The organism is Bradyrhizobium yuanmingense, from assembly GCF_900094575.1.
Taxonomy (GTDB): Bacteria; Pseudomonadota; Alphaproteobacteria; order Rhizobiales; family Xanthobacteraceae; genus Bradyrhizobium; species Bradyrhizobium yuanmingense.
On sequence record NZ_FMAE01000004.1, the window covers coordinates 230,176 to 256,776 of the forward strand.

Sequence of the window (26,601 nt, forward strand, 5' to 3'; positions counted from 1 at the left end):
GGACGGCAACCGGGACAAATTGCGGCGGCAGGCGGCACATCGTCGAGACTTAACCTTTACGCGCCTTTAAGGGCGGCGCTCTAGGGTCTGCGATGCGGTTCGGGGTTGAGCCGCGCCAGCGGCCAGGACGGCCGTTGTTGCGTAGGCGTTGGAGTCGATCATGGATATCGCAACACTTGTCGGCCTCGTCGCAGGCGCCATTGTTGTGTCGTCGCTGATCCTGATGGGCGGTACGTTCGGGATGTTCTACGACATCCACGCCGTCATCGTCATCTTCGGCGGCTCGTTCGCAGCGACGATGATCCGCTTTCCTTTGTCCGCGATGATCCACGGCGTGCCGCTGGGCGCGAAGTTTGCTTTCACCCTGAGCCGCCTGTCGGCTCACGACCTTGTCGACGAGCTCGCCCGCATCGCGGAAATCGCCCGCAAGCAGGGCCCGGTCGGACTCGAAAAGGTCGAGACCGACGAGCCCTTCCTCGCCAAGGGCATTCGCTATGTTGCCGACGGCTACGACCTCGATTTCATTCGCGACAATCTGGAGCGCGACCGGGACAACTTCCTGATGCACCTCGACGAAGGCAGCAAGATCTACCGCGCCGTCGGCGACTGCGCCCCGGCGTTCGGCATGATCGGCACGCTGCTTGGCATGGTGCAGATGTTCTCCAACATGTCGGATCCCTCCAAGCTCGGCCCGTTCATGGCCACCGCGCTGCTGGCGACCCTGTACGGCGCCGTTGTCGCCAACCTGATCTGCTTGCCGATCGCGGACAAGCTGCACGGCAAGCTGCTGGACGAAGAGACCAACCGCACCTTGATCATCGACGGCATCCTGATGATCCGCGACTCCAAGAGCCCGACCCTGGTGCGCGAAATGCTGCTGGCCTATCTGCCGGAGAAGCATCGTCACACCGAAGGCGAGCCGGTGCCGGCTTGAGGCCGCCGCCTGGATTTTGAGAGATGGCCAAGAAGAAGCGCGGCAATGCTCACGGTGGCGGCCACGGCTGGTTCGTGACCTTCGCCGACCTGATGGCGCTGCTGCTGGCGTTTTTCGTGATGCTGGTCGCGTTCTCCACGCAAGACGCCAACAAGCTGAAGATCGTCGCGGGCTCGATGCGCGAGGCGTTCGGCGTGCAGACCGAGGCGCGCTACTCCGGCATCGTCGAATCCGACGGCCTGCCGACGCGCCCGCGGCTCAAGAACGTCGACCACATCCAGCCGGAAGATGCCTCCAACACGCCGACGCCAGATCAGGAAGACCGCGAAAAGACCTCCGGCGCGAAGATCAAGGTCGACCGCAATTTCGCGCTGGCCGCAGCCTCGCTGCGCCAGGCGTTGCAGGACATGCCGGAACTGACCGAGATGTCCAAGCACATCATGTTCGAGGAGACCAAGCAGGGCCTGAACCTCGAGATCGTCGACCAGGACGGCCGCTCGATGTTCGCCGACGGCTCCAAGGTGCCCTATGACCGCACCCGCCGCCTGGTCGAGAAGCTCGCGATCCCGCTCAAGGCGACGCCGCTCCGCGTCTCCATCGCCGGCCACACCGCGGCGGGGTTCGTGCCGACCCGCAGCGACTATGGCGCCTTCGATCTGTCGGCCGATCGCGCCAACGCCGTGCGCCAGATCCTCGAGCGCCAGGGCCTGCCGCCGTCGCACATCTTCGCCGTCTCCGGCAAGGCCGATACCCAGCCGCTGTTTCCGGACGATCCCTCGCTGGCAGCCAACCGGCGGGTGACCATCACCTTGATGCGCGAAGATCCGCCGCTGCCGCCGAATCTGAGGCCGTAACCCCCTTGCGCTACCATCTTACCTGAGGCATGTCGTCGCGCGGGCGATGAGCGTGGCTGTGGCGTCACAGCATCCGGCTCGGCGCCTGCTATGATGGTGCGCCGATTGACAGGTGCACCGGAAGCGTCAAAAGGCGCCGGATCAATTTCAGGAACGAAGCGTTCTCCACCTTCATGACGGCGAGCATCACACAGGCCGAGACCCAGGACGGGCGGCCCACCGCAAGTTTTTGGGCCCTTACGCTCGGGAGTGTCGGCGTCGTCTTTGGCGATATCGGCACTTCGCCGCTCTATGCATTCCACGAGGCGGTCAAGGCCGCCGCCCATGGCGAGCCCGTCTCGCGCGTCATCGTGCTCGGCGTGCTCTCGCTGATCCTGTGGGCGCTCCTGATCGTCGTCACCGCCAAATATGTCCTCTTGCTGCTGCGCGCCGACAATAACGGGGAGGGCGGCACGCTCTCGCTGATGGCGCTCGGCCAGCGCGCGCTCGGGCGGCGAAGCTGGGTCCTGCTCGCGCTCGGCGTGATCGGCGCTTCGATGTTCATCGGCGATTCCATGATCACGCCGGCGATCTCGGTGCTATCGGCGGTGCAGGGCCTCAAGCTCGCGACCCCCGCGCTCGAGCACTATGTCGTGCCGCTCACCGTGCTCATTCTGGTGCTGCTGTTCGCCGTGCAGAGCAAGGGAACCGCATTGGTCGCCTCGGCCTTCGGGCCGGTGATGGTGGTCTGGTTCACCGTCATCGCCGTGATGGGGGCTGTCCACATCGCCGACGATCCCACGGTGCTGACGGCGATCAATCCGTACTATGCGGTGCAGTTCGTGCTGTCGCACGGTGTGATCGGCCTCGTGACGCTCGGCGCGGTGTTCCTGGCGGTGACGGGCGGCGAGGCGCTTTATGCCGATCTCGGCCATTTCGGCCGCAAGCCGATCCAGTCGGCCTGGATGTTTTTCGTGCTGCCGGCGCTTCTAGTCAACTATTTCGGGCAGGGTGCGCTGGTGCTGTCCGATCCCAGCGCGATCGAGCATTCGTTTTATCGCATGGTGCCCGAGAGCCTGGTCCTGCCGCTGGTCGGACTCGCGACGGCCGCAACCGTGATCGCGAGCCAGGCGGTGATCACCGGCGCCTATTCGCTGGTCCACCAGGCCGTGCAACTCGGGCTCCTGCCGCGTTTTGAGGTGCGTTACACCTCCGAATCCCATGCCGGCCAGATCTATCTGCCGCGCGTCAACCGCCTGCTGCTGATCGGCGTGATGCTGCTGGTGCTGCTGTTCCACACCCCCAGCAATCTGGCTTCCGCCTACGGTATTGCCGTCTCCACCACCATGGTCGCCGACGGCATCATGGGCTTCGTCGTGATCTGGAAGTTGTGGAACTGGCGCGCCGCGACGGCCGCAGCCGTGATCGTCCCCTTCGTCATCGTCGATTTGAGCTTCCTCAGCGCCAACCTGCTCAAGCTGCTCGAAGGTGCCTGGGTGCCGCTGCTGTTCGGCATCGTCATGGCAGGGACGATCTGGACCTGGCGCAAGGGCTCCGCAATCCTGATCCAGAAGACCCGCCGGATCGAGGTGCCATTGGACGATCTGATCCGCAGTTTGGAGAAGCGGCCACCGCACATCGTCAAGGGCACCGCGGTGTTCCTGACCAGCGATCCGGCGTTCGTGCCGACCGCGCTCCTGCACAATCTCAAGCACAACAAGGTGCTGCATGAGCACAACGTGATTCTGACCATCGAGACCGCGCAGACGCCTCGGGTTGATCTGTCGGAGCGGTTCAGGATGGAGAAGATCAGCGAAAAGTTCTCCAAGGTCCGCTTGCGCTTCGGCTTCATGGAGCAGCCGAACGTGCCGAAGGCGCTCGCCATCGCGCGCAAGCAGGGTTGGCAGTTCGACATCATGTCGACGTCGTTCTTCGTGTCGCGCAGGTCACTGAAGGCCTCGGCACAGTCGGGCATGCCGCTCTGGCAGGATCATGTGTTCATCGCGCTGAGCCGGTCGGCCAACGATGCCACCGACTACTTCCAGATCCCCACCGGCCGCGTGGTCGAAGTCGGAACCCAGGTCACCATCTAGAATGCAACTGGCGTAGCCATGCAGATTTGCATGGCTATGGCCCGGAATCGGGCTAGGCCATGCCGGTGGCGCAGGACTATAAGCCGCGCGCTCTTCCGCCGTTGTGCAGTGAAGCATTTTAGAGGCCATCGGGCTCTCCCATGACAAGCGACGTAGCAGTTCCCGCCCCGGAAACGGTGGCGGCAAATGGGCATGGCGATGCCCATACCACCGCCGGTTTCGGCGCGCTGACGCTCGGCAGCATCGGCGTCGTTTACGGCGACATCGGCACCAGCCCGCTCTACGCGTTCCGCGAGGCGGTGATGGCGGCCTCGGGCGCGGACGGGTTGCCGACGCCGGCCGCCGTGCTCGGCGTGCTCTCCCTGATCCTGTGGGCGCTCATCGTGGTGGTGACGCTCAAATACGTCGTGATTCTGCTCCGCGCCGACAACAACGGCGAGGGCGGCACGCTGGCACTGATGGCGCTGGCCCAGCGGGCGGTTGGCACCGGCCGCGGCGGCGCGACCATCGTGCTGCTCGGCATCATTTCCGGAGCTTTGTTCTACGGCGATGCCGTGATCACGCCGGCGCTCTCCGTGCTGTCGGCGATCGAGGGCATGAAGGACGTCACGCTAAGGTTCGAGCCCTACATCGTTCCGCTGACGGTTGTGATCCTGGTCGGCCTGTTCGCCGTGCAGTCCCGCGGCACGGCGCGCGTTGCCGCCTTGTTCGGCCCGATCATGTGCGTCTGGTTCACGGTTCTGGCGGTGGCGGCGATCCCTCAGATCGCCCAGCAGCCGCAGGTGCTGCTTGCGCTCAACCCGCTCTACGCCGTGAACTTCATGCTGCACCATGGCATCGTCGGCTTCGTGACGCTGGGCGCGGTGTTCCTGGCGGTGACCGGCGCCGAGGCGCTCTATGCCGATCTCGGCCATTTCGGCAAGCGGCCGATCCAGACCGCGTGGCTTACCATCGTGCTGCCCTCGCTGGCGCTGAACTATCTGGGGCAGGGCGCGCTGGTGCTCGGCGACCCCGGCGCGATCGTGAGCCCGTTCTTTCAGCTGTTCCCGCAAGGCTTCGTCCGAGGCTGCATGGTCGTCCTCGCCACCATGGCGACCGTCATCGCGAGCCAGGCCGTCATCACCGGCGCCTATTCCCTGACGCGCCAGGCGATCCAGCTCGGGCTGCTGCCGCGCTTTGAAATTCGCCATACGTCGGAAGCCCATTCCGGCCAGATCTTCATTCCGCGCATCAACCAGCTGCTGCTGGTCGCGGTGGTGCTGCTGGTGCTGCTGTTCCGCTCGTCGAGCGCGCTTGCATCCGCCTATGGCATCTCCGTCACCGGTACCATGGTGGTCACGGCGATGATGGGCTTCGTCGTGGTCTGGAAGGGCTGGCGCTGGTCAGCGCTTGCCGCCGGCGCGCTGATTGCGCCGTTCCTGTTCCTCGATCTGACCTTCCTGAGCGCGAACCTGTTGAAGGTGTTCGAGGGCGGCTGGGTGCCGATGGCGCTCGGTGCAGTCATGATCATCTTGATGTACACATGGCGGCGCGGCAGCCGGCTGTTGTTCGAGAAATCGCGCAAGCTCGAGTTCCCGCTCGCCGATCTCGTGGCGATGCTGGAGAAGCGGCCGCCGCAGCGGGTGCCCGGCACTGCGGTGTTCCTGACCTCGGACCCGCTCAGCGCGCCGACCGCGCTGATGCATAGTCTGAAACACTACAAGGTGCTGCACGAGAAGAACGTCATTCTCACCATCGAGACCGCGCAGACCCCGCGGATCGATCCGGCCGAACGGGTGAAGCTGGAGCAGATTTCACCGACCTTCTCCAAGGTGACGCTGAAATTCGGCTTCATGGAATCGCCCAACGTGCCGAAGGCGCTCGCGATCGCCCGCAAGCTGGGCTGGCAGTTCGACATCATGTCGACCTCGTTCTTCCTGTCGCGCAGGGCGCTCAAGCCCGCCGCCCATTCCGGCATGCCGCGCTGGCAGGACCGGCTGTTCATCTCGCTCAGCCGCTCCGCCAACGACGCCACCGACTATTTCCAGATCCCGTCCGGCCGTGTGGTCGAGGTCGGCACGCAGGTGACGATCTAGGGCAGACGATCCAGGGCATGGGATTCAAAGCGGACTTCAAGTCGCTGCGATTTAGCTTTAACTTGCGCCGCGCGGCTCAAGCCTTTGTGGCGCTTGATTTTCGTCTCCCGAGAGGCGAGGTTGCCGCCGGCCGGGATCGCCCCGGTACGCGGCCCGCGACGTTGGAGGATGATGTGGCAAATCAAGTGCAGGATCTGACCCCGGACGAGGTCGCCAAGGGTGTCGCGGAAGGGCGCTATCTGCTCGTCGACGTCCGTGAGCCGAACGAGGTCGAGGCCGAGGCGTACCCTTACGGCGTCGTGGTTCCGCTCTCGACCTTCGATCCCAAGGCGATCCCCGATCCGGCCGGCAAGGAGGTCGTGTTCGCCTGCCGTTCGGGCAAGCGCTCGGTGACAGCCTCGCTGGCGGCACAGGCGGCGGGCCTGTCTTACGACAAGCATCTGGCCGGCGGCATGCTGGGCTGGAAGGCGGCCGGGCTTCCCAGCAAGGTCGGTGGCTAACCGCGCAATGACGACCAAGAGCTCTTCGCTGAACAAGGTCTTCGCCGACCTTCCCGTCACCATCTTCGAGGCGATGTCGCAGGCCGCGCGCGACAACAATGCGATTAATCTCGGCCAGGGCTTTCCCGACGATCCCGGCCCCGAGGACATCCGCCGCGCCGCGGCCGAGGCCTCGCTGAACGGCTACAACCAGTACCCCTCGATGATGGGCCTGCCGGAGCTGCGCCAGGCGATTGCGACCCATTACGGCCATTGGCACGGCCTCAAGCTCGATCCGATGAGCGAGGTGATGGTCACCTCCGGCGGGACCGAGGCGCTGACCTCGGCGATCCTCGCGGTGGTCCAGCCCGGCGACGAGGTGGTCTGTTTCCAGCCGGTGTACGATTCCTATCTGCCGATCATCCGCCAGGCCGGTGGCATTCCGCGCTTGGTGCGTCTCGAGCCGCCGCACTGGCGGCTGAATGAAGACATGCTGAAAAGCGTTTTCAATTCAAAGACCAAGGCGGTGCTCTTCAACAACCCCTTAAATCCCAGCGCGGTGGTCTATCCGCGCGAGGACCTCGAGGTCTTGGCGCGCTACTGCCAGGAGTTCGACGTCATCGCGATCTGCGACGAGGTCTGGGAGCACGTCACCTTCGACGAGCACAAGCATATCCCGCTGATCACCATTCCCGGCATGCGCGAGCGCACCATCAAGGTCGGCTCGGCCGGCAAGATCTTCTCGCTGACGGGCTGGAAGATCGGCTTCGTCTGCGCGGCGCCACCGCTGCTCCGCGTCGCGGCCAAGGTGCACCAGTTCCTGACCTTCACCACCGCGCCGAACCTGCAGGCCGCGGTCGCCTATGGGCTCGGCAAGTCCGACGACTACTTCCTGTCGATGCGCAAGGACCTGACGCGGAGCAGGGACCGGCTGACCAAGGGACTGGAGAGCCTCGGCTTCCCCGTGCTGAAGTCGCAAGGCACCTACTTCCTCACCGTCGACCTGTCGCCGCTCGGGCTCAACGAGAGTGACACTGAGTTCTGCTGGCGCATCGTGAAAGACTACAAGGTCGCCGCGATCCCGGTCTCGGCGTTCTACGAGCAGGACCCGGTCACATCAGTGGTGCGCTTCTGCTTTGCCAAGAAGGATGAGACGCTCGACACCGCACTGGAGCGGCTGTCGGACGCGGTGCGTGGACGCAAGAGGTAGACAGAGATGACGAACGTCGGCCGCTCCGGCTTTGGCCTTGGTTTCGCGATCGCCGCCGCGCTGACGTTGCTCTCCGCTCCCGCAGGTGCCGAGGAGCGGGTCGTCAATTTCTACAACTGGTCCAACTACATGGCGCCTGACGTCCTTGAGGCCTTCACCAAGGAGACCGGCATCAAGGTCGTCTACGATACCTTCGACGCCAACGAGACGCTGGAGACGCGCCTGATGGCCGGCAAGTCCGGTTATGACGTCGTGGTGCCCACCGCTTATTTCCTGCAGCGCCAGATCAAGGCCAATATCTTCCAGAAGCTCGACAAGTCGAAGCTCCCGAACCTCGCCAATGCCTGGCCGGTGGTGACGCAGCGCCTCGCCACCTACGACCCCGGCAATGTCTACGCCGCCAACTACATGTGGGGCACGACGGGCATCGGCTACAACATCGCCAAAGTGAAGCAGATCCTTGGGGCTGATGCGAAGATCGACAGCTGGGACATCGTCTTCAAGCCGGAGAACCTCGCCAAGTTCAAGGACTGCGGCGTGCACATGCTCGACTCCGCCGACGACATCTTCCCGGCGGCGCTGAGCTGGCTCGGGCTCGATCCGAACTCGACCAAGCAGGCGGACCTGGAAAAGGCCGCCGATGCCGTGGCGAAAGTCCGCCCCTCCGTGCGCAAGTTCCACTCGTCCGAATATCTAAGCGCGCTCGCCACCGGCGAGATCTGCTTCGTGGTCGGCTGGTCCGGTGACATCATGCAGGCCCGCGCCCGCGCCGCGGAAGCCAAAAGCGGCGTCGAGATCGGCTACACCATTCCGAAGGAGGGCGCGCAGATGTTCTTCGACAATCTCGCGATCCCCGCCGACGCCAAGAACGTCAAGGAAGCCTACGAGCTGATCAACTATCTCTATCGCCCGGACGTTGCCGCCAAGAACTCGGACTTCCTGTCCTACGCGAGCGGCAATCTCGCCAGCCAGAAGCTGGTGGATCCAAAAATCCTTGATGACAAGAACATCTATCCGGACGAAGCGACGCTCGCAAAACTGTTCGTGATCACGGCGCGCGAGCCGGCCACGCAACGGATCATCAACCGGCTCTGGACGAAGGTGAAGACGGGGCGGTAGTAGCGCCTGTCATTGCGAGGAGCGAAGCGACGAAGCAATCCAGACTGCTTCCGTGGAACGATTCTGGATTGCTTCGCTGCGCTCGCAATGACGGAGTATTTACCGCCACCTTCTATGCAGCCACAGCCACTGCTCGGGATGTTCTCGTACCCAGCTTTCCACCACGCTCGTGATCGCCTGCGTGGTGCCCTGGATGTCGATCCTGCCGTCGGCATCGCGCACCGGCGGGATCTCCTCGGTCAGCTCGCCGCGGAAGCGGCCGTCGGGCAGGCGGATGATGCGCACGCCGTGGATTGGGCATTCGACCTGGCGCAAGAGGCGCGCCAGCATCGGATTGGCGCGGGTCTTGCGGCCGAAGAACGTGACCTCGACGCCGGCCGTCAGATACTGGTCGATCAGCATGGCGACGTGCTTGCCGTCCTTCAGCGCCTGCGCGAGCCGCAGCGGCGCGTCGCGGCCGGCCGGGATCAGCGTGCCCATGTTGACCTGGCGCATCTCCTGGATGATGCGATCGGCCGAGGCGATGTTCGGGCGGCGATAGAGAATCGCGGTGTCCAGGCCATGCGCGACCGCGGCGAGCGCCGGCAATTCCCAGTTCGCAAGATGTGCGGCGAAGATCAGCGCCGGCTTGCCGTCGTCGCGGATCTGGTCGAACAGCTCGATGCTGCGCGGGGAAATCTCGATGCGACTCTTCTCGGGGACATCGCGGGCGTAGTCCCAGACCTGGTCGATATGGGCGAACTCGGCGCCGACGCGGCCGAGATTGTCCCAGACGCCCATCAGGATCCGTTCGATCTCCTCCGGTGACTTCTCGGGGAAGGCGGCGGTGAGGTTGGCGCGGCCGATGCGGTGCTCGCGCAGGCGCGGCCCGATCAGCTTGACGGCACGCGCGAAGAAGTCCGAGGTCTTGGCCGGATCGAAATAGCGCGTGGTGCGCAGCATCGCGACGGTCGCGCCGCCGATCAGGCTGCCGCCGAGCGATTTGGCAGCCTCCCGCGCGCGGGCCTTCGTGCTCGCAGGAAGCAGCGCCATGCGTCCGGTCAGGCCGGTTCGCGGGTCAGGATCAGCGAAGCGTTCTGGCCGCCGAAGCCAAATGAGTTCGACATCACCGCGGTCACGCGCGCATCGCGCGCCTTGTTGCCGACGACGTCGAACAGGATCGTGGGATCTGGATTGTCGTAGTTGATCGTCGGCGGAATGCGCTGATGCTCGAGCGTGAGCAGCGAGAAGATCGCCTCGACCGCGCCGGCGGCCGAGATGGTATGGCCGACCATCGACTTGTTGGAGGTGACCGGAATCTTCTGCGCGAGCTCGCCGAACACGGCCGACGTCGTGTTGAACTCCATCTTGTCGTTCTCGGGCGTCGCGGTGCCGTGCGCGTTGATGTGGTCGATCTGATCCGGCGTCATGCCGGCATCGGCCAGCGTCTTGTTCATGCAGCCGATGATCGGCTTGCCGTCGGGCGAGGAGCGGGTGCGGTGGAAGGAATCGGTGAGCTCGCCGCAGCCGGCGATCACGCCGAGAATTTTTGCGCCGCGCGCGGTGGCGGCTTCATAGCTCTCCAACACCAGCGCGCCGGCGCCTTCCGCCATGACAAAACCGTCGCGGTTCTTGGAGAAGGGACGGGAGGCCGCCTGCGGCGGATCGTTCTGGGTCGACAGCGCCGAGAGCAGCGAGAAGCGCACCAGCGCTTCCGGGTTCACGGTGCCGTCGGTCGCGACGCAGAGCGCTGCGTCCGTCTCGCCGCGGCGGATCGCCTCGACGCCGAGCTGGATCGAGGTGGCTCCGGACGCGCACGCCGTCGACAGCGAGATCGGCGAGCCCTTGGTGCCGAAGGTCTCGGCAAGATAGGCGGCAACCGAGCCGAACATGAAGCGATGATGATAGGCGCTAAACTTGCCGCCGCCGGAGATGCGGAGCAGATCGTCATAGGTGATGTCTTGCTGGCCGACGGCGCGACCGAGCTCGCGACGCTGCGGCCATTCAACCTCGACCGGCGCCACCGCGAGGAAAAGCGGACCCGGGAAATCGGCCTTGGCGCCGATGCCGGCTTGCTCCAGCGCTTCCTGCGTCACCAGCTCGGCCATCCGCTCGGACAGAGCGGTGGAAGAGAACGGATCGGCGCTGACGAAATCGACCGTTCCGGCCATCGTGGTCTTGAGACCGTCGATCGGAAAACGCGTGATCGTGCGGATACCGGATTCGCCGGCGACGAGCTTTGCCCAATTGTCGGATTTGCCGGCGCCGAGCGAGGTCATGATGCCCATGCCGGTGACGACGACGACGGGACGCCCGAGTTTGTCGCGTGGTGCAATCATGTCGATCCCCGCTTGAGCTGATTAAATCGCCTCGACCAGCGCCATGCCTTCGCCGCGCCAGTGTCCGGCTCCCACCACCACGATCTGGGTGGGCGGGCCCTGCATTTCAATCTCGGTCCCCGTGGAATCATTCGGCGGGAACAGCGCGCCGCGCGAGATCGACAATGCGGCGAGGGCAATGCCGAGCGGGAATTGCGTTTCCATGGCGTGGCCGAACACCGTGCCGGTCGAGCGCACCGGAAAGTCGGCATGGTTCTTCAGGAAGTCGCGCTCGTCCGAGGTCGCAGGCTCCGCGCCGGTCGCCCCGGTGATGATCGCGCCCTTGCCCTCGCGCCTGGGCAGCTTGTCCCACAGTTTCTCGAGCGTCGCGGTCATGTCGCCGGGCTGCTTGCGTTTGGCGAGGTCGGCGACGACGCTCGACAGCTTTGCGAACGGCTTGGCGCCGCGCGCTTCCGCATGCGCCTTCGATTCCAGCACCAGGAAGGCGCCGGCCGAGCCGAGCGCGAAGCCGGGATGGTCCTTGCGCGCCCACACGGGCGCGAACTTGTCCTTCAGGTTGAAGTCGCCGAACTCGTAGAGGACGAGCAAGTCCTTGCGCTCGCCGTTGTACGAGCCGCCGACCAGCGCGATGTCGCTCTCGCCCGAGGCGATGCGCGCGAGCGCGATGCGGGCGGCGTCGGCGCCGGCGACCTCTTCGCCCATGAAGGTGCGCGAGGTGCCACCCAGACCGTGCACGATGGCGATGTTGCCGGCGAGCAGGTTGGAGAGCTGGGCCAGGAACAGCGTCGGCCTGAGATCGCTCATCAGCCGTTCGTTGAGGAAGCCCGGCGCGTTAGCGCCCTTGGCCTCGGCGGTGAGAATGCCGCTGTCGACGTTGATGTCGCGCTCTCCGCCGCCGGCGGCGACGACCATGTCGATCTTCGACAGGATGTCCTTGTTGCCTTTGATGCCGGCGGAATCGAGCGCAAGACCGGCGGCATAGGTGCCGATGCGCTGCCAGGCTTCCATCTGGCGCTGGTCGCCCTTCTTCGGGATCTGGCTGTCGAAGGATACCGGCATCAAGGGATGCACGATGTAGGGCGCAAAGCCCTTCTCGTCGACATTGATGCGCTTCTCGGAAAGCGCGGCCCAATTGGCGTCGAGGCCCTCGCCGAGCGAGGTGGCGAGCCCAATGCCGGTGATCCAGACCTCGGTCTGGCCCGGCTTCAAAGCGGGAGTGTCAATCATGACGATACGGCCTGTTGCGGAAAGCCGACGCGCTCGGCGACCTTCGCCATGTATCCGCGCATATCCGCATTGGGGAAGGGAATCAGCGTGAAGGTCAGCGCCGAATTGGCGCGCAGCTTGCCGCCGACCCGGATCTTGGCCTCGGTCATGGCATAGCCGGAGCCTTCATGGGTGAGGCTCGCCTCGATGCTCATGAGGTCGCCGGGGAAGACCGAGCCGCGGACCTTGGCCTCCTTCACGGCGGCCAGGATCGGCATGCGTTCGAATCGGAACACGCCGAGTTGAAGCCAGCCCGAGGCCTGCGCCATCGATTCGATCAGGAGCACGCCGGGCATCAAGGGATAACCCGGGAAGTGCCCCTCGAAGATGGTGCTTTCCTGCGGGACCTGCGCTTCGACGACGATCGTCTTCTCGTCGACCTTGAGGTCGACGATGCGATCGATCATGTGGAAGTATTCGAGTTGCATGACTGCGCCCTTAGGCGCTCGCGCCCTTGGCCGCAACCAATTCGTCGATGCGGGCGCACAGGTTCTTCAGCACGAAATATTGCTCGGTGGTCGCCTTGCCGTCGTTGACCTCCTGAGTCCACTTCTCCAGCGGCAGCTTGATGCCGAACTGCTTGTCGATCGCGAAGGCGATATCGAGGAAATCGAGGCTGTCGATGCCGAGGTCATCGATGGCATGGCTATCCGGCGTGATCGTGTCGCGCGGGATGTCGCAGGTTTCAGCGATGATCGTGGCGACCTGATCGAATGTGGAGGACATCACTAAGCCTTTGATATATTGTAGGTATTTGTCAGATTGTCCAGAGTGGCACGGTGGCTGGGCATCGCGCCCCTGATGACGCCCTCAAACCCCCCTCTGGCCGGGTCGAAAGCCCGTATATCGGAGCGCCGCCCTGAGTTCAATGGAGCCGGGCAGGCCTCCGGGGACAGCATCGGACGTGGCTGGGGATGCCGGCTGGGTCCGTCCGCCGCGAGGTCCGTGCCGGGCCGGTCCCTAAATATGCGGCGTTGTGATCTTGACGCAGTCGCGGCGGCCCATCAGCACGCAATCCTGGGTCCGGCGCAGGTCGGCGATGCTGACCGCGAGCCAGATCCCGATCGCCGTCAGCGCGATGGTGAAGGCGAGCGCTGCGATGTTGGCAAGCATGCGCTGCCGGTAATTGTCGGGCTCGGCACGCGGCTGCTCGTAGCGTGACAGGTCCAGCCGTTCGGGCGTGCCGCGGAGCGGTTGCACGGAGCCATTGCCGCGCTGGACCCTTGGAGAAGGCGGGGTGCGCGGCCTGAACTGGAGCACCCGGTGCTCCTCATCAGAGCTTATGGGCCGCTGATTGTTCATGGGGCGGGGATCACTCCGAAGCAGCGATCTAGATAGCATAGGTGAGGCACGCGTTGCAGTAAATCTTTGCAATGCCAGGATGCATTTGTGCGTTCGTACTATTTTGCGCATGGACCGGTGTGCCGCGATCCAGCAACGGGCCATCGTGCCCGTCGCGAGCGTTGCGCTGCAACGCGGGCATAGCGACAGCCATTGAGGACGTCTTTTTACCGGCCGGCATCGACTTGTGATCTGCGCGTCTTCCGAACGGATTTTGCCACCGCGGGACCCGTGGCATAGTCGCGGGAACCCGAACCGTTCGTTGCTGCCAGGGGCCTTCGATCATGACCACGACCAACGCGCGCGAGCCGAGAGTGCATCCGGTTCCGATCTTGTCGCTCCGGCCGACGCAGATGACGGTCGGCATGCGCGAGGTCAAGGAGAAGCGCAGGCGCTGGCGCGAGCACGGCAAGAAGAAGCAGGCGGATCTGCTCGGCAAGCACATGATCCCCGTCGTTTACGGCCCCGACGCGCGCTACTACGTGATCGACCATCATCACCTCGGCCGCGCGCTGCACGATGAAGGCGTCAGGGAGGTTCTGGTGACCGTCGTCGGCGATCTCAGGATGGTGGAGCGCGAGGCGTTCTGGGGCGTCATGGACAACAAGCGCTGGGTCTATCCTTACGACGCCAAGGGCGAGCGGCGCTCGTTCCGCGACCTGCCGAAATCCGTCGCTGACCTCAAGGACGATCCGTTCCGCAGTCTTGCCGGCGAATTGCGCCGCATGGGCGGCTTCGCCAAGGACACCACACCGTTCTCCGAATTCCTGTGGGCCGACTTCCTGCGCCGGCAGGTCTCGCGCAAGGCGGTGGAGGCCGATTTCGATAATGCGCTCGAGAAGGCGATGGCCGCGGCCAGAAGCAAGAATGCGATCTATCTGCCCGGCTGGTGCGGCCCGGCGGACGACGACTGAGGGTATTCACGTCAGTCGCGCTGGAAGATCCTGGCGCCGGGATAGGCGCGGCGGGCGTAAGTTACCACCAGCGCGCGGTCCTGGGTGTCCAGGAACGGCGTTCGGATCTGGCTCGATCCGACGATGAGGTGCCACAGGCCATTGAGCTTCTGGATCACGATCTTCATTTGCGTAGTCCTTGATGACTCCCATTCCGGCGAATGCTGCTGCGGGTAATTCCCAACACGGCCGCCGCTCCAAAACACGTCGACCCCAGTTAGTTGGTTACTCAATGCACCCAGATAAGCCGGATCTCATCACAGCCGCTTGAGCGAAATCAATTTCCGCGCCCACGAAACCGTCCTGAAACAGAGCCGTCCCAACTCTATGGGGTAGTCGAGCTCACACAGGAGGCGAACATGCGCCGTCTGGCTTTCGTAGTTGGCTTGCTCGCGGTCGCTTCGGCGGGAATCTCTGCATCCTTCGCCGCAGTCCACCACGCCAAGACGTTGACGTTCGCGGAGCGCTTTGCTCCGGCGCTCGAGTTGATGGCGAAGCGCTAGCCGCATACGCCTCGCAGCCGTGAGCGATGCAGCGGCTGTTCGCTGCTGGGCGGACATCACGTCGCAGTCGCCGACCGATGATGGCCGGGTCAGGTTTGACTTGTCGCAAACTTGCCTCGCCCTGAGCGGCTAAGGTCTGCCTGCATGGTTGCAGAGACAGCGTTGTGCCCCGATGGGAGGGCCCCCGGGCTCCAAGTCATGCAGATCTTGTCATGCAGATCTTGGAGGCACGACCATGAGCGTCATCTTTCGCATCCTCTTTGTCCTCGCCGGCGCGATCACGGCGCTGTTCGTTGCGCGTGACGCGCTGAACTTCACCATCATCCAGACTTTCGTCGCCGTCCTGCTCGCCACCGCAATCGTCGGTGCCGGCAGCTTCTGGAGCCTGCGGCGGAAACCGTGAGCGAGGTGCAACGCGGAGGTGCGGCCGGTCTGAGTGAGACCGAGGCGCGGGCGAGGCTCGCGGCAGACGGCCCCAACGAACTGCCTCGGCCGGAACGACGCAGTCCGCTGCGCATCGTGGTGGAAGTGCTGCGCGAGCCGATGCTCCTGCTGCTGCTCTGCGGCGGGCTGATCTACCTCGTGCTCGGCGATCTCAAGGAGGCGGTGATCCTGCTGGCGTTCGGGGCGATGTCCATCGTGATCACGGTGGTGCAGGAAACCCGGACCGAGCGCGTGCTGGAAGCCTTGCGCGACCTGACCAGCCCGCGGGCGCTGGTGGTGCGTGACGGTGCGCGCCGGCGAATTGCCGGCCGCGAGGTCGTGCAGGGCGACCTTCTCGTCCTCAGTGAAGGCGATCGCGTTCCCGCCGACGCCGCGCTCGTCGAAGCGCGGGACCTGCAGATCGACGAGTCCCTGCTGACCGGCGAGTCGGTGCCCGTCCGCAAGAAGACGGCCGACAAGATCAAAGTAGCCGCTCACCGGCCCGGCGGCGAGGATCAGCCGTTCGTGTATTCCGGCTCGCTCGTCGTGCGCGGCGAGGGGCTGGCGCTGGTCGAGGCCACCGGGCCGCGCAGCGAGATCGGGAAGATCGGGCTGTCGCTTCGCGGCTTGCAGGCCGAGCCGCCGCGGCTTCAGCAACAGACCGCAAGGCTGGTGCGGCTCTGCTTCCTCGGCGGCACCATCATCAGCCTGGCCGCGATTGTGCTCTACGGCGTCTCGCGCGGCGACTGGCTGCAGGCGCTGCTGGCAGGCGTCGCCATCGGCATGTCGATGCTTCCAGAAGAATTCGGTGTCGTGCTCACGGTGTTCATGGCCATGGGTGCGTGGCGGATTTCGCAGGCCCGCGTCCTGACGCGGCGCGCCGCCGCCATCGAGGTCCTCGGCTCAGCAACAGTCCTGTGCACCGACAAGACCGGAACGCTGACGCAGAATCAGATGTCGGTCGCCGAGCTGCGCCTGCTGGACGGCGCGCGCCTGCGCGCGGAGGCGTCCGGACCGGATCAGGTCGGGCGCGAATTCGCAGAGCTGGCGCGCTGCGGGGCACTGGCAAGCTCTCCGGAGCCGTTCGATCCGATGGAGAAGGCGCTGCATTCGTTCGCGCGTGGTGTCCTGCGGGACGGCGACGCGATGGATGGCGAGCGGACGCTGGTGCGCACCTATGGTCTGCGCCCCGAGCTGCTGGCCATGACCCAGGTTTGGCGGACAGCCGGAGGGGCGGACCTCGTCGCATGCGCCAAGGGCGCGCCGGAAGCGATTGCGCGCCTGTGCAGGCTGAACGAGGCCGATCGGGAGGCCGTGCAAGCTGCCGTCGGGGCCATGGCGAAGGACGGGCTCCGGGTGCTGGGGATGGCGGTTGCCGTTTGCGATGAGGCTTCCCTGCCGGCATCCCAGGAGGCTTTTGTATTTCGCTTCGTCGGCCTGGTCGGGCTTGCCGATCCGTTGCGGCCTCATGTTCCGGAGGCGGTTCGCGAATGCCGTTCGGCCGGCATCCGCGTCATCATGATCACGGGCGACTATCCGGCGACCGCCATGGCGATCGCCGCGCAAGCCGGGCTCGACGTCGATGAGGTCGCGACCGGGGAGCAGGTCAAGCTCGCGGACGACCGCGAGCTCGAGGCACTCGTCAGGAAGGTGAACGTCTTCGCGCGGGTTCTGCCGGAGCAGAAGCTGCGGATCGTGCAGGCGCTGAAGCGCAGCGGCGAGATCGTCGCGATGACGGGCGACGGCGTCAACGACGCGCCGTCGCTGAAGGCCGCCCATATCGGAATCGCGATGGGTGGCCGCGGCACCGACGTCGCTCGCGAGGCATCCTCGATCGTCCTGCTCGACGACGACTTCAGCTCCATCGTCGCATCCATCCGCCTCGGTCGCCGGATCTACGACAATCTGCGCAAGGCCATGGCCTTTATCTTTGCCGTCCACGTGCCGATCGCGGGTCTTGCGCTGCTTCCCCTGGTGTTCGGGCTGCCGCTGGTGCTCGGCCCGGTGCACATCGCCTTTCTGGAGCTGATCATCGATCCCGTCTGCTCGCTGGTGTTCGAGGCCGAGCGGGAGGAGCGCGACGTCATGAAGCGTCCGCCGCGGCGTGCCGATGCGGAGCTGTTCTCGTGGCCCCTGATCGCCTGGAGCGTTCTGCAAGGCACGATGGCCTTCGCCTTGATCGCCGTGATCTTCGTCGCAGCGCTTCGTTCCGGCCTTCCGCCCGAGGAGGCTCGCACCCTCGCATTCATCGCGCTCGTCGTCTGCGTCCTCGCGCTGGTGCTGGTCAATCGATCCTTCAGCGCATCGTTCTTGTCCGCCTTCTTCCGTCCGAACGCGGCATTGCTCTGGATCTTCCTCTTGATTGCGCTCGTTCTCGCCACAGCCTTGTTCTGGCCGCCGGCCTCAGGCCTGTTTCGCTTCGGTCCCCTGCATCTTGACGATTTGATGATCACGCTCGGCGCGGGAGTGCTGGTGCTCACGGCGCTCGAACTGCTGAAGCCGATTTGGGGCCGACGGTTGCGATTCTAATCGCTCTCCCGCTGACCCGAGCTCGGCGAGGTCTCCGTCCGCTGAGGATCTTCCTTGCCGCCAAGCATACGATGCAGCCGGCGCTCGAGGCGGCGGCCAATCGTCAGCAGCACGAAGGCCAGCGCCAGGGCGACGACGACGATCTTCCATTGTCCGGCGCCGCAGACGATGCCGAGGCAGGCGGCAAGGAAAGTGCAGGCGGCGCTGGTGAGGCCTCGAACGCGAAACCCGGTGCTTTGGTGCACGATGACGCCGGCGCCGAGAAAGCCGATGCCGGTGAGGATGCCCTGGATGACACGGCTGGCGGCGTCGACGACCCTGGCCGGTTCGGCGAGTTGCAATGCGAGCAGAACCACGCTCGCGGTGGAGAGCCCGACGATGCCGAGCGTCTTCAGCCCGATCGGCTTGCCGTGCAGGTCGCGGTTGAGGCCGATCGCGCCGCCGGCAAGCGTGGCCGTGCCGAGGCGCAGCAGGATTTCGGGCCAATCGAGCTCGGTCATGGCGCCTCGACTACGTCTTCGGCAGGCGGCCCATCAGATAGAACTCCTCGTTCGGCCGCATGCCCGTGAAATTCGCCAGCCGGTTCGACAGCGCGAAGAAGGCGGAGATCGCGGCGATGTCCCAGATGTCGTCGTCGCTGAAGCCGTGCGGCGCGAGCGCTACGAAATCATCCTCGGAAATCCGCTGCGCGTCTGCCGAGACCTTCATGGCGAAATCGAGCATCGCCTTCTGCCGCGGCGTGATGTCGGCCTTGCGGTAGTTGATCGCGACCTGGTCGGCGATCACAGGGTTCTTGGCGCGGATGCGCAGGATCGCGCCATGGGCGATCACGCAATATTGGCACTGGTTGGCCGCCGACGTCGCCACCACGATCATCTCGCGCTCGGCCTTGGTGAGGCCGCCGTCTTTTTCCATCAGCGCGTCGTGATAGGCGAAGAAGGCGCGGAACTCGTCGGGGCGATAGGCCAGCGTCAGGAACACGTTCGGGACGAAGCCGCTCTTCTCCTGCACGGCAAGGAGGCGCTTACGGATGTCGTCGGGCAGGGTGTCGAGGGCGGGGGCGGGAAAGCGTTGCGCGGCGGTCTTTGTCATGGGCATGGAGTCCGGCTTGGGGCGGGAACCATAGTCGATGCGGAAGGCGGGCTCAATCTGCCGGTCCGAAGTGGCCGCGACGAAGGTGTCAGGTGGGAACGACGTTCCATCCTCCGTCATTGCGAGCGCAGCGAAGCAATCCCGAGTCCCCCCGGCGGAAAGACTCTGGATTGCTTCGCTGCGCTCGCAATGACGATGTGGATGGAGCGAGGCCTTACCGCAGCGGCTTCTTCAGCAGCGAGAAGCGGTCCGGATCGAGGCCCATCGAGGGCTGCAGCATCGGGGCTTCGACGCTGGACATCGTCTTCGCGGGCGGTGCCGAGAACACGGGGTCGTTCGGCACGTCGCGCTGCGAGGTGGCGCCGCGCCAGCGTTCGAGCACGGCGCTGACGAAATGCATGTCGTGGCCGGAGGTGACGGAGGGCACGCTCGAGATGGTGGCCTCGCCGCGCGGCAATTGGTGCGGCGGCACCTCCTTGAAGCGCAAGCGGGTCGGCAGCGCCACGCCTTCGCCGAACGCCAGCACCTCGCGGGTGCCGAGCGACGGCACGAAGGAGAGCAGGTTCGCGGCGGCGTCCGACACGGCGGCGCGCAGCAGCGCCTGGTCGCGGTCGTTGGCGAGGCGCATCGTGAACAGCGTGTTGCACTGGGAGATGATGGTGGCGTCGAGCTCGGCGGGGCGCTGGGTGATGAGGCCAAGATAGACGCCGTATTTGCGGCCTTCCTTGGCGATGCGCGATACCGCCTTGCGGGTCGGGCCGAAGCCGATGTTGCGGTCGGCGGAGGCGTAGCGGTGCGCCTCTTCGCAGACGAACAGCAGCGGCGAGACGCCGTCGCTCCACAGCCCGAAGTCGAAGGCCATGCGGCAGAGCACGGAGACGACGGAATCGATCACCTCGGCCGGGAAGCCGGCGAGCTGCATCACCGTCATCGGCTTGCCGTTGGCGGGCAGGCGGAACAGATGGCTGATCACCTCGGCCATGGTGTCGCCGCCGACATTGGCGTTGTCGAACATGAAGGCGTAGCGAGGGTCGTTGCGCACCGCCTCGATGCGCGAGATTAGCTTGTGATAGATGATGCGCGAGGAGCGGTTCTCGAGCTTGCCCATGCGCTCGTCGATCAGCGACAGCAGGTCGACCAGGCGATAGGGCACCGGCGTATCGACGGTGTAGCCGATCTGCTTGGGATCGATGCGCTTGAGGCCGATGCGGTCGGCGTTCTGGTACTGTGTGTAGACGCCTTTGGCGAGCGGGATCACCTCGGCGAGGATGTCGAGCTCTTCCGGGACGCCGGCGCGGCCGCCGAACAGCACGTCGACGATTTCCTCGAAGTTGAACAGCCAGAACGGCAGCTTCAGGTTCCTCGGGTTGAGCACCAGCGCGCGGTCGCCGAAGCAGCGGCCATATTCGTTGTGCACGTCGAGCAGGAAGATGCGCAGGTTCGGCCGCGCCTTCAGGATCTCGTTGAGCAGCAGCGAGACGCCGGTCGATTTACCGACGCCGGTCGATCCCAGCACGGCAAAATGCTTGGACAGCATTTCCTCGACGTCGACATAGGCGATGACCGAGCGGTCCTGCTGCAGGAAGCCGACATTGATCTGGTCCGAGCCGGTCGGCGCGTAGATCGTGCGCAGCTCCTGGCTCGTGATCAGGTCGACGGCATCGCCGATGGTCGGATAGTTGGTGACGCCGCGCTGAAATTTGGCCTTGTCCGCGGCATTGAGGATCTCGCCGAGCAGGTCGACTGAGGCGATGGCAATGTAATTGTCGGAGCTCGACAGATTTTCGCAGGAGACCTCCGTGATCATCGCAACGATGACCGAGCTGGCGCAGCGAATGCTGACGAACCGGCCGACGGTGGCCCGCACCTCCGAGATCGGCATCAGGCTTTCCGCCAGAAGCCCAACCCGGGCGAGCGATCCGCGAACCGAAATCACGCGTCCAAAGGATGTCACGATGAATGAACCTGGCAAGAGCAAGGGGAGTTGCCCGGACTATGCGCGGCCGTCGCTGCACAAACGGTTAAACGCCGGACGCGCCGGCTCCGTTAAATCCGCGGTAATTCGGTCGGGAGCCTCGCCGCCAATGCCTGCTTATTGGCAAAATCGCCGGGAAAATGCTGCATTTTCCGGACCTTTCAGGTGAGATGGTCCTTAAGGAAGAGTTTACCATTCGGGCAGGCTGCCCGCTTCGTCCGGAGGATGGCGGTCAGTCGCTGATCGCAGCAGGGACATCGGTTGCTTTGTTGACTGGACCTAATGATTTGTACATTAGTACAAATGAGGTGCCGCGCAGAAAGCCCGGCGCTGCTCCAGGAGGAAAACATGCAGCCCGAACCGATCCTCGATCTTGCCCATCTCGGCCACATGGAGCTGCTGACGCCGAAGCACGACGAGAGCCTGAGGTTCTTCGTCGATGTGATGGGCATGACCGTCAGCGGCCAGAAGGGCGAGTCGGTCTATTTGCGCGGCTGGGACGATTACGAGCGCTATTCGCTCAAGCTCACGGCGTCGAAGACTTCGGGCATGGGCCACATGGCGCTCCGTGCGCGCAGCCAGCAGGCGCTGGAGCGCCGTGTTGCGGCGCTAAAAGGATCCGGCTTCGATATCGGCTGGATCGACGGCGACATGGGGCAGGGGCCGACCTTCCGTTGCCGCGATCCCGATGGCCACATCGTCGAGCTCTATTACGAGACCGAATGGTATCAGGCGCCGCCCGAACTCAAGCCTGCGCTGAAGAACCAGGCGCAGCGCTTTCCCGCCCGCGGCGTCAATGTCCGCCGCCTCGACCATCTCAATTGTCTTGCCGTCGACATCAAGGCCAACCGCGAGTTCTTCGAGACCTATCTGGGCTGCCGCCTCACCGAGCAGATTGTGCTCAACGACGGCCGTGAAGCTGCGATGTGGCTGACGATGTCGAACAAGAGCTACGACTTTGCCTATTCGCTCGATCATTCGGGCGTGCCGGGCCGCTTCCACCACGTCACCTACGCGCTCGACAGCCGGGAAGAGATTCTTCGCGCCGCGGACATTTTTCTAGAGAACGGCGTGCACATCGAGACCGGCCCGCACAAGCACGCGATCCAGCAGACCTTCTTCCTCTATGTCTACGAGCCCGGCGGCAACCGCGTCGAAGTCGCCAATGCCGGCGCGCGCCTCATTCTCGCGCCCGACTGGAAGCCGATCGTGTGGACCGAGGAGGAGCGCAAGAAGGGCCAGGCCTGGGGATTGAAGACGATCGAGTCCTTCCACACCCACGGCACGCCGCCGGTGGAGGTGAAGCACGACTAGCGTATTCACGCAGTGTCATTCCGGGGCGACGCGAAGCGGCGAGCCCGGAATCCATAACCCCGGCTGGTGGGTATGGATTCCGGGCTCCCTCGCTATGCTCGGGCCCCGGAATGACGTTAGTGGGTCGAACTTCGCACCCGCGAGATCGTCTCGCGCACGCCGGTCCAGGCCGGCTTGCTAGGTGCGAACTGCCGGCGCAGGAAGCTGACGAGCTCCTCGATCTGCGCGTCGCTCATGCTGTTCCTGAACGCGGGCATGTAGCCGAGATCACTCGAGACGGGCTCAGCGATGCCATGCAGGATCACTTGCACCAGATTGTCCGACGTGGCGCTGTGCAGGTTGCTGTTGAGTGCGAGCGAGGGCCGCGTGCCGAACAGCGGCAGGCCGCCGACCTCGTGGCAGACCGCGCAGGCGCCTTGATAGAGGCGCGCGCCCGCGGAGGAGGCGACGGTCACTTCCGTTGTGCTTTCGAGCTTGGCGGCAAGCGCATCCTGCGCCTGTTGGTCGACCGCCGTGTCATTGAACGAGTTGAGATAGACCGCCATCGCACGGATGTCCTGGTCGGGCAGAGCCTTGAGGTCGCGGATAACAGGCGCCATCGGGCCGGCCGCGACGCCGTGGTAACGCGAATGGCCGGTGCGCAAATAGGCGTAGAGCTCCTCCTCGTTCCACGGAATCGGCGCGTGCGAGAGCGAGGTCAGCGCCGGCGCTTCCCACCCCTCGGCGAAGCCGCCGGCGAGATAGGCGTTGCGCTGCTCGGCGCCGAGGGCGTTGCGGGGCGAATGACAGCCGCTGCAATGGCCGAGACTCTCAATCAGATAAGCGCCGCGATTCCAAAGCTCGGACTTTGACGGGTCCGGCTTGAATTCGTGGGTTCGGTGGAACAGCGCGTTCCAGCCCGCGAGCAGCGGGCGCAGATTGAACGGGAAGGCGAGCGCATTCGCCGGCCTCGTCGCGCGCACCGCAGGCTGCGCCATCAGATAAGCGTAGAGCGCCTGCAGATCGGCGTCGCTGGTCTTTGCAAAATGCGTGTAGGGGAAGGCCGGATAGAGCCGGCGTCCGTCGCGATGCAGGCCATCGCGCATGGCGCGCTCGAACGCGGGGTAGGACCAGGCGCCGATGCCGGTCTCGACGTCGGGCGTGATGTTGGTCGCGTAGATCGTGCCGAACGGCGTTTCCAAGGCGCGTCCGCCGGCGTTGGGAGCGCCGCCGACGGCGGTGTGGCACTCCGCGCAATTGCCGAGCGCGGCGAGCTGCGCGCCGCGGGCGATTGTCGCTGCGGAATAGACCGATGCATCCGGCCGGGTGATCGGCGCGATGGCGCGGCCGGGAAGGAGCGCCGCGCCGATACCGATCGCGGCGCTGCAGACGGCTGCGATCGTTGCAAAGATGCCGGCGCGGCTGGCGAACGGATTTTCCCAGATACGCGATGGAGGCGGGGCTGCCGGCGCAGGCAGGGACTGCGGTGTCGCCGGTGCTTCGCCGTGCAATCCCTTCAGGATTCGCTCGGGCGTGAACGGCGGCTCGCGGAAGCGCACGCCGGTGGCATCGAAGATGGCGTTCGCGATCGCCGCTGCGCTCGGCACCGAAGCAGACTCGCCGACGCCGAGCGGCGGCTGGTCCTGCCGCGGCAGCATCAAGACGTCGATCTTGGGTACGTCGGGGAAGGGGATGATGGGATAGGCGCCCCATTCGCGCGCGGCCACCGTGCCGCGCTCGAACGGCACCTCTTCCATCAGCGCGCGGCTGGTGGATTGGATGACGTTGCCCTGGATCTGGTGGCGCACGCCGTCCGGGTTAATCATCAACCCGGAATCCTGCCCCGCAACGACGCGCGTCACGCTGACGTCGCCGGTCGTCTTGTTCACCGCGACGTCGGCAACCCAGGCCGACCACGCCGCGCCGTAACCCGGAAACTTGCTGTGGACGTAGAGCGCATATGCAAAGCCGCGCCCGTGCACGACCTCGCCGTCCTTCTCCTCTCGGACCGGCCGCGGCGTCCAGCCCGCGCGCTCGGCCACCGCATTGACCAGATCGATCGCGCGCGGGTCTTTCAGATAGCGCAGGCGATATTCGATCGGATCGACGGCGGCTTCGGCCGCAGCCTCGTCGATATAGGATTCATGCGCAAAGGTGTTCGGCAATGCCGAGACGCCGCGGAACCAGGAGGCCCGCACGATCGGCGGCGTGTCGTGGGCGACGACGCGCATGTGCTCGTAATCATAGGGCGGGATCGCGGTGCGGTCGCCCATCTGGAGCACGGTGGGCTCGGGGGAGATGCGACCGGTCAGCAGCAGCGCCAGCGTCGGAGCGGCGTTCGAGGGGTAGCGCGTGGCGAGGTCGTAAGCAGCAATGCCGCCGTCAGCGTCGAGGCCGCCATTGACGTCGATGAGTTGTGCCGTGCCTTTGGGCTCCCAGGCATGCTCCTGCTCACGCGTCAGCTGCACGCGGACCGGACGGCCGACGGCGCGCGACAGCAGCAGCGCATCGGCGGTGACGTCGTCGGCGCAGTTGCGGCCGTAGCAGCCGGCCGCCTCCAGCCGGATCACCTCGATCTCGCTCTCGGGACGCTCAACCAGCAACGCGAGGTCGTTGCGCAGCACATGCGGGTTCTGCGTGCCCGACCAGACGCGGATGTTGCAGTCCTGAAAGTCGGCGACGGCGCAGGAGGGGCCGATCGAGGCGTGCATCTGATACGGCCAGAGGTAAGTGCGCTGCATCGGCTTGGCCGCGGCTGATATCGCCTTGTCGACCTCGCCCTTGTCGATCAGCGTGCGCGGCGTCGATGGATTGGCACGCAGGGCGGTCTCGACATCGCCAAGATCGGTAAGCGTCGGCGTCGGCTTCCAGCTCACCTTGAGCTGCTCTGCCGCACGGATCGCATTCTCCTCGCGCTCGGCGACGACGCCGACGAAATCGCCGATCCGCACGACGGCGACAAGGCCGGGAATGTCGCGCACGGAGGATTCGTCGACCGCAATGAGGCTGGTGCCGACGAACGGTCCGGCATCGACGCCAGCATAGGGCGGCCGCACCACGCGGCCATGCACCATTCCTGATACTCGGACGTCGTGCACGAAAGTCAGCTCGCCCGTGGCTTTAGCAGGTAGATCGACGCGCGGCACCGACTGGCCGACGATCGCGTAATCGCCGACAGGCTTGAGCTCGACGTCATCGGCGAGCTCGAGGCGGATCGCTTCGTCGCCGATGAGCTCGCCATAGCTGACGCTGCGATTGTCGTGGCCGCGAACGAGTCCGTCCTCGATCTTGAGCTCGGCTTCGGGCAAGTCCAGGCGTTCCGCCGCGCGCGCGATCAGAAAGTGCCGCGCTTGCGCCGCGGCCTTCCGCAGCGGCACGGCCGTGATCTGGATGGTCTCGCTCGCAATCGTCGCGCCCTGGTTCGGCACCAATGCCGTATTGCCGAGCACGACGACAACGCGCGCAAAGGACACGTCGAGCTCTTCGGCGACGATCTGGCCCAGCGCAGTGCGGATGCCGGTGCCGAGATCGACATGGCCGTTATAGGCCGTGACCGAACCGTCCGCGGTGATGCGGACGAAGGTTTCCGATGTGACCTCGTCCACGCTGCGCGCGACGATGAGCGAACCCGCACGCTCAGCTCCGTTCGTAACAAAGGACGCCATCAATCTGCGGCCTCGGTGAGCTGGCCCGATGCGCGCATCACCGCGCGAAGGATCTCGACATGCGTGCCGCAGCGGCAGAGATTGTAGCGCAGCGCCGCCAGCGCCTCCTGTTCGGTCGGCCGCGGGTTGATCGCGAGCAACGCCTTGGTGGTCATGATCATGCCGTTGAGACAATAGCCGCATTGTGCGGCCTGCTCGTCGATGAAGGCCTGCTGCACGACGTCGGGCTTGTCGCTTGTGCCGAGGCCTTCGAGCGTCACGATGTCGCGCCCGGCGCAGCCGCTCACCGGAATCGCGCAGGAGCGTGCCGCCAGTCCGTCGATCAGGACAGTACAGGTGCCGCATTCGCCGAGGCCGCAGCCGTATTTCGGGCCGTTCAGCGCGAGATCATTGCGCAGCACGTAGAGCAGCGGCGTGTCGCGCGCTGCCGTGAGCTCGTGGATCCTGCCGTTCACGGTGAGGCGGATCGGTGTCTGCGTCATCCTCGTTTCCAAGCCCAA

24 protein-coding genes are annotated in these 26,601 nt (G+C 65.1%); 12 read left to right on the forward strand and 12 right to left on the reverse strand.

Annotated features, from left to right (window positions below; all coding sequences use genetic code 11):
• Nucleotides 1–160 precede the first annotated feature (160 nt).
• The 7 genes from GA0061099_RS14575 to GA0061099_RS14605 all read left to right on the forward strand — a co-directional run bounded on the left by GA0061099_RS14575 (nt 161) and on the right by GA0061099_RS14605 (nt 8,743).
• Complete coding sequence (locus GA0061099_RS14575; protein ID WP_036001447.1) at nt 161–934, forward strand: motility protein A; 774 nt, start codon at nt 161–163, stop codon at nt 932–934.
• Between the two features lie 23 nt (nt 935–957).
• A complete protein-coding gene (locus GA0061099_RS14580) occupies nt 958–1,788 on the forward strand; it encodes an OmpA/MotB family protein (RefSeq protein ID WP_036001445.1) in 831 nt (276 codons plus the stop codon).
• Between the two features lie 173 nt (nt 1,789–1,961).
• A complete protein-coding gene (locus GA0061099_RS14585; protein WP_036022303.1) occupies nt 1,962–3,860 on the forward strand; it encodes a potassium transporter Kup in 1,899 nt (632 codons plus the stop codon).
• A gap of 140 nt (nt 3,861–4,000) precedes the next feature.
• The gene (locus tag GA0061099_RS14590) at nt 4,001–5,935 is read left to right on the forward strand and encodes a potassium transporter Kup (RefSeq protein ID WP_036022305.1); all 1,935 of its coding nucleotides are present in this window, start codon (nt 4,001–4,003) and stop codon (nt 5,933–5,935) included.
• Between the two features lie 173 nt (nt 5,936–6,108).
• A complete protein-coding gene (locus GA0061099_RS14595; RefSeq protein ID WP_036022412.1) occupies nt 6,109–6,435 on the forward strand; it encodes a rhodanese-like domain-containing protein in 327 nt (108 codons plus the stop codon).
• A gap of 7 nt (nt 6,436–6,442) precedes the next feature.
• Nucleotides 6,443–7,624 carry an aminotransferase gene (locus tag GA0061099_RS14600; protein WP_036022308.1) on the forward strand — a complete coding sequence of 394 codons (1,182 nt, stop codon included), beginning with the start codon at nt 6,443–6,445 and terminating at the stop codon, nt 7,622–7,624.
• Between the two features lie 6 nt (nt 7,625–7,630).
• Complete coding sequence (locus GA0061099_RS14605; RefSeq protein ID WP_036022311.1) at nt 7,631–8,743, forward strand: polyamine ABC transporter substrate-binding protein; 1,113 nt, start codon at nt 7,631–7,633, stop codon at nt 8,741–8,743.
• A gap of 99 nt (nt 8,744–8,842) precedes the next feature.
• On the opposite strand, the gene GA0061099_RS14610 is transcribed toward GA0061099_RS14605, so the two are convergent.
• From GA0061099_RS14610 to GA0061099_RS41125, 6 genes are all read right to left on the reverse strand, one after another.
• Nucleotides 8,843–9,775 (reverse strand): lipid A biosynthesis lauroyl acyltransferase, encoded by a 933-nt coding sequence (locus tag GA0061099_RS14610; protein WP_036022313.1) that lies wholly within the window; start codon nt 9,773–9,775, stop codon nt 8,843–8,845.
• A gap of 8 nt (nt 9,776–9,783) precedes the next feature.
• Nucleotides 9,784–11,061 (reverse strand): beta-ketoacyl-ACP synthase, encoded by a 1,278-nt coding sequence (locus tag GA0061099_RS14615; protein WP_036022315.1) that lies wholly within the window; start codon nt 11,059–11,061, stop codon nt 9,784–9,786.
• A 21-nt stretch (nt 11,062–11,082) separates the two neighbouring features.
• Complete coding sequence (locus tag GA0061099_RS14620) at nt 11,083–12,288, reverse strand: beta-ketoacyl-ACP synthase (protein ID WP_036022319.1); 1,206 nt, start codon at nt 12,286–12,288, stop codon at nt 11,083–11,085.
• Nucleotides 12,285–12,755, reverse strand: a complete 471-nt coding sequence (locus tag GA0061099_RS14625) for a 3-hydroxyacyl-ACP dehydratase FabZ family protein (protein WP_036001387.1) — start codon at nt 12,753–12,755, stop codon at nt 12,285–12,287. Before GA0061099_RS14625 ends, GA0061099_RS14620 begins: the two co-directional genes overlap by 4 nt.
• Nucleotides 12,756–12,765: 10 nt before the next feature.
• Entirely contained in the window at nt 12,766–13,053 is a 288-nt protein-coding gene (locus GA0061099_RS14630) for an acyl carrier protein (protein WP_007592476.1), read from the reverse strand.
• 234 nt (nt 13,054–13,287) lie between these two features.
• A complete protein-coding gene (locus tag GA0061099_RS41125; protein ID WP_036001385.1) occupies nt 13,288–13,629 on the reverse strand; it encodes a hypothetical protein in 342 nt (113 codons plus the stop codon).
• A 323-nt stretch (nt 13,630–13,952) separates the two neighbouring features.
• Here GA0061099_RS41125 and GA0061099_RS14640 point away from each other — a divergent pair, with 323 nt between their 5' ends.
• Entirely contained in the window at nt 13,953–14,582 is a 630-nt protein-coding gene (locus GA0061099_RS14640) for a ParB-like protein (protein WP_036022321.1), read from the forward strand.
• 11 nt (nt 14,583–14,593) lie between these two features.
• On the opposite strand, the gene GA0061099_RS41130 is transcribed toward GA0061099_RS14640, so the two are convergent.
• Complete coding sequence (locus GA0061099_RS41130; RefSeq protein ID WP_165637160.1) at nt 14,594–14,749, reverse strand: hypothetical protein; 156 nt, start codon at nt 14,747–14,749, stop codon at nt 14,594–14,596.
• 231 nt (nt 14,750–14,980) lie between these two features.
• Between GA0061099_RS41130 and GA0061099_RS41135 the strand changes: the two genes are divergently transcribed.
• The 3 genes from GA0061099_RS41135 (at nt 14,981) to GA0061099_RS14645 (ending at nt 18,076) form a co-directional block, all read left to right on the forward strand.
• On the forward strand, nt 14,981–15,124 hold the full coding sequence (locus GA0061099_RS41135) for a hypothetical protein (RefSeq protein WP_167361652.1): 144 nt from the start codon (nt 14,981–14,983) through the stop codon (nt 15,122–15,124).
• A 235-nt stretch (nt 15,125–15,359) separates the two neighbouring features.
• Entirely contained in the window at nt 15,360–15,527 is a 168-nt protein-coding gene (locus tag GA0061099_RS41140) for a hypothetical protein (RefSeq protein ID WP_167361653.1), read from the forward strand.
• On the forward strand, nt 15,524–18,076 hold the full coding sequence (locus GA0061099_RS14645; RefSeq protein ID WP_036022325.1) for a cation-translocating P-type ATPase: 2,553 nt from the start codon (nt 15,524–15,526) through the stop codon (nt 18,074–18,076). Before GA0061099_RS41140 ends, GA0061099_RS14645 begins: the two co-directional genes overlap by 4 nt.
• Here GA0061099_RS14645 and GA0061099_RS14650 read toward each other — a convergent pair.
• The 3 genes from GA0061099_RS14650 to GA0061099_RS14660 all read right to left on the reverse strand — a co-directional run bounded on the left by GA0061099_RS14650 (nt 18,073) and on the right by GA0061099_RS14660 (nt 21,122).
• On the reverse strand, nt 18,073–18,576 hold the full coding sequence (locus GA0061099_RS14650) for an MgtC/SapB family protein (protein ID WP_036001373.1): 504 nt from the start codon (nt 18,574–18,576) through the stop codon (nt 18,073–18,075). The two genes, GA0061099_RS14645 and GA0061099_RS14650, sit on opposite strands and share 4 nt — an antisense overlap.
• Before the next feature lie 10 nt (nt 18,577–18,586).
• Nucleotides 18,587–19,168, reverse strand: coding sequence for a peroxidase-related enzyme (locus tag GA0061099_RS14655; protein ID WP_036001422.1), 582 nt, complete (start codon nt 19,166–19,168; stop codon nt 18,587–18,589).
• 214 nt (nt 19,169–19,382) lie between these two features.
• Complete coding sequence (locus GA0061099_RS14660; protein WP_036022326.1) at nt 19,383–21,122, reverse strand: ATP-binding protein; 1,740 nt, start codon at nt 21,120–21,122, stop codon at nt 19,383–19,385.
• 369 nt (nt 21,123–21,491) lie between these two features.
• Between GA0061099_RS14660 and GA0061099_RS14665 the strand changes: the two genes are divergently transcribed.
• Nucleotides 21,492–22,457, forward strand: a complete 966-nt coding sequence (locus tag GA0061099_RS14665; protein WP_036022415.1) for a catechol 2,3-dioxygenase — start codon at nt 21,492–21,494, stop codon at nt 22,455–22,457.
• 116 nt (nt 22,458–22,573) lie between these two features.
• Here GA0061099_RS14665 and GA0061099_RS14670 read toward each other — a convergent pair whose 3' ends face one another.
• On the reverse strand, nt 22,574–26,101 hold the full coding sequence (locus GA0061099_RS14670; protein ID WP_036022328.1) for a molybdopterin cofactor-binding domain-containing protein: 3,528 nt from the start codon (nt 26,099–26,101) through the stop codon (nt 22,574–22,576).
• Nucleotides 26,101–26,583 carry a (2Fe-2S)-binding protein gene (locus GA0061099_RS14675; RefSeq protein ID WP_036001419.1) on the reverse strand — a complete coding sequence of 161 codons (483 nt, stop codon included), beginning with the start codon at nt 26,581–26,583 and terminating at the stop codon, nt 26,101–26,103. The genes GA0061099_RS14670 and GA0061099_RS14675 overlap by 1 nt, the downstream gene beginning before the upstream one ends.
• Nucleotides 26,584–26,601: the final 18 nt, after the last annotated feature.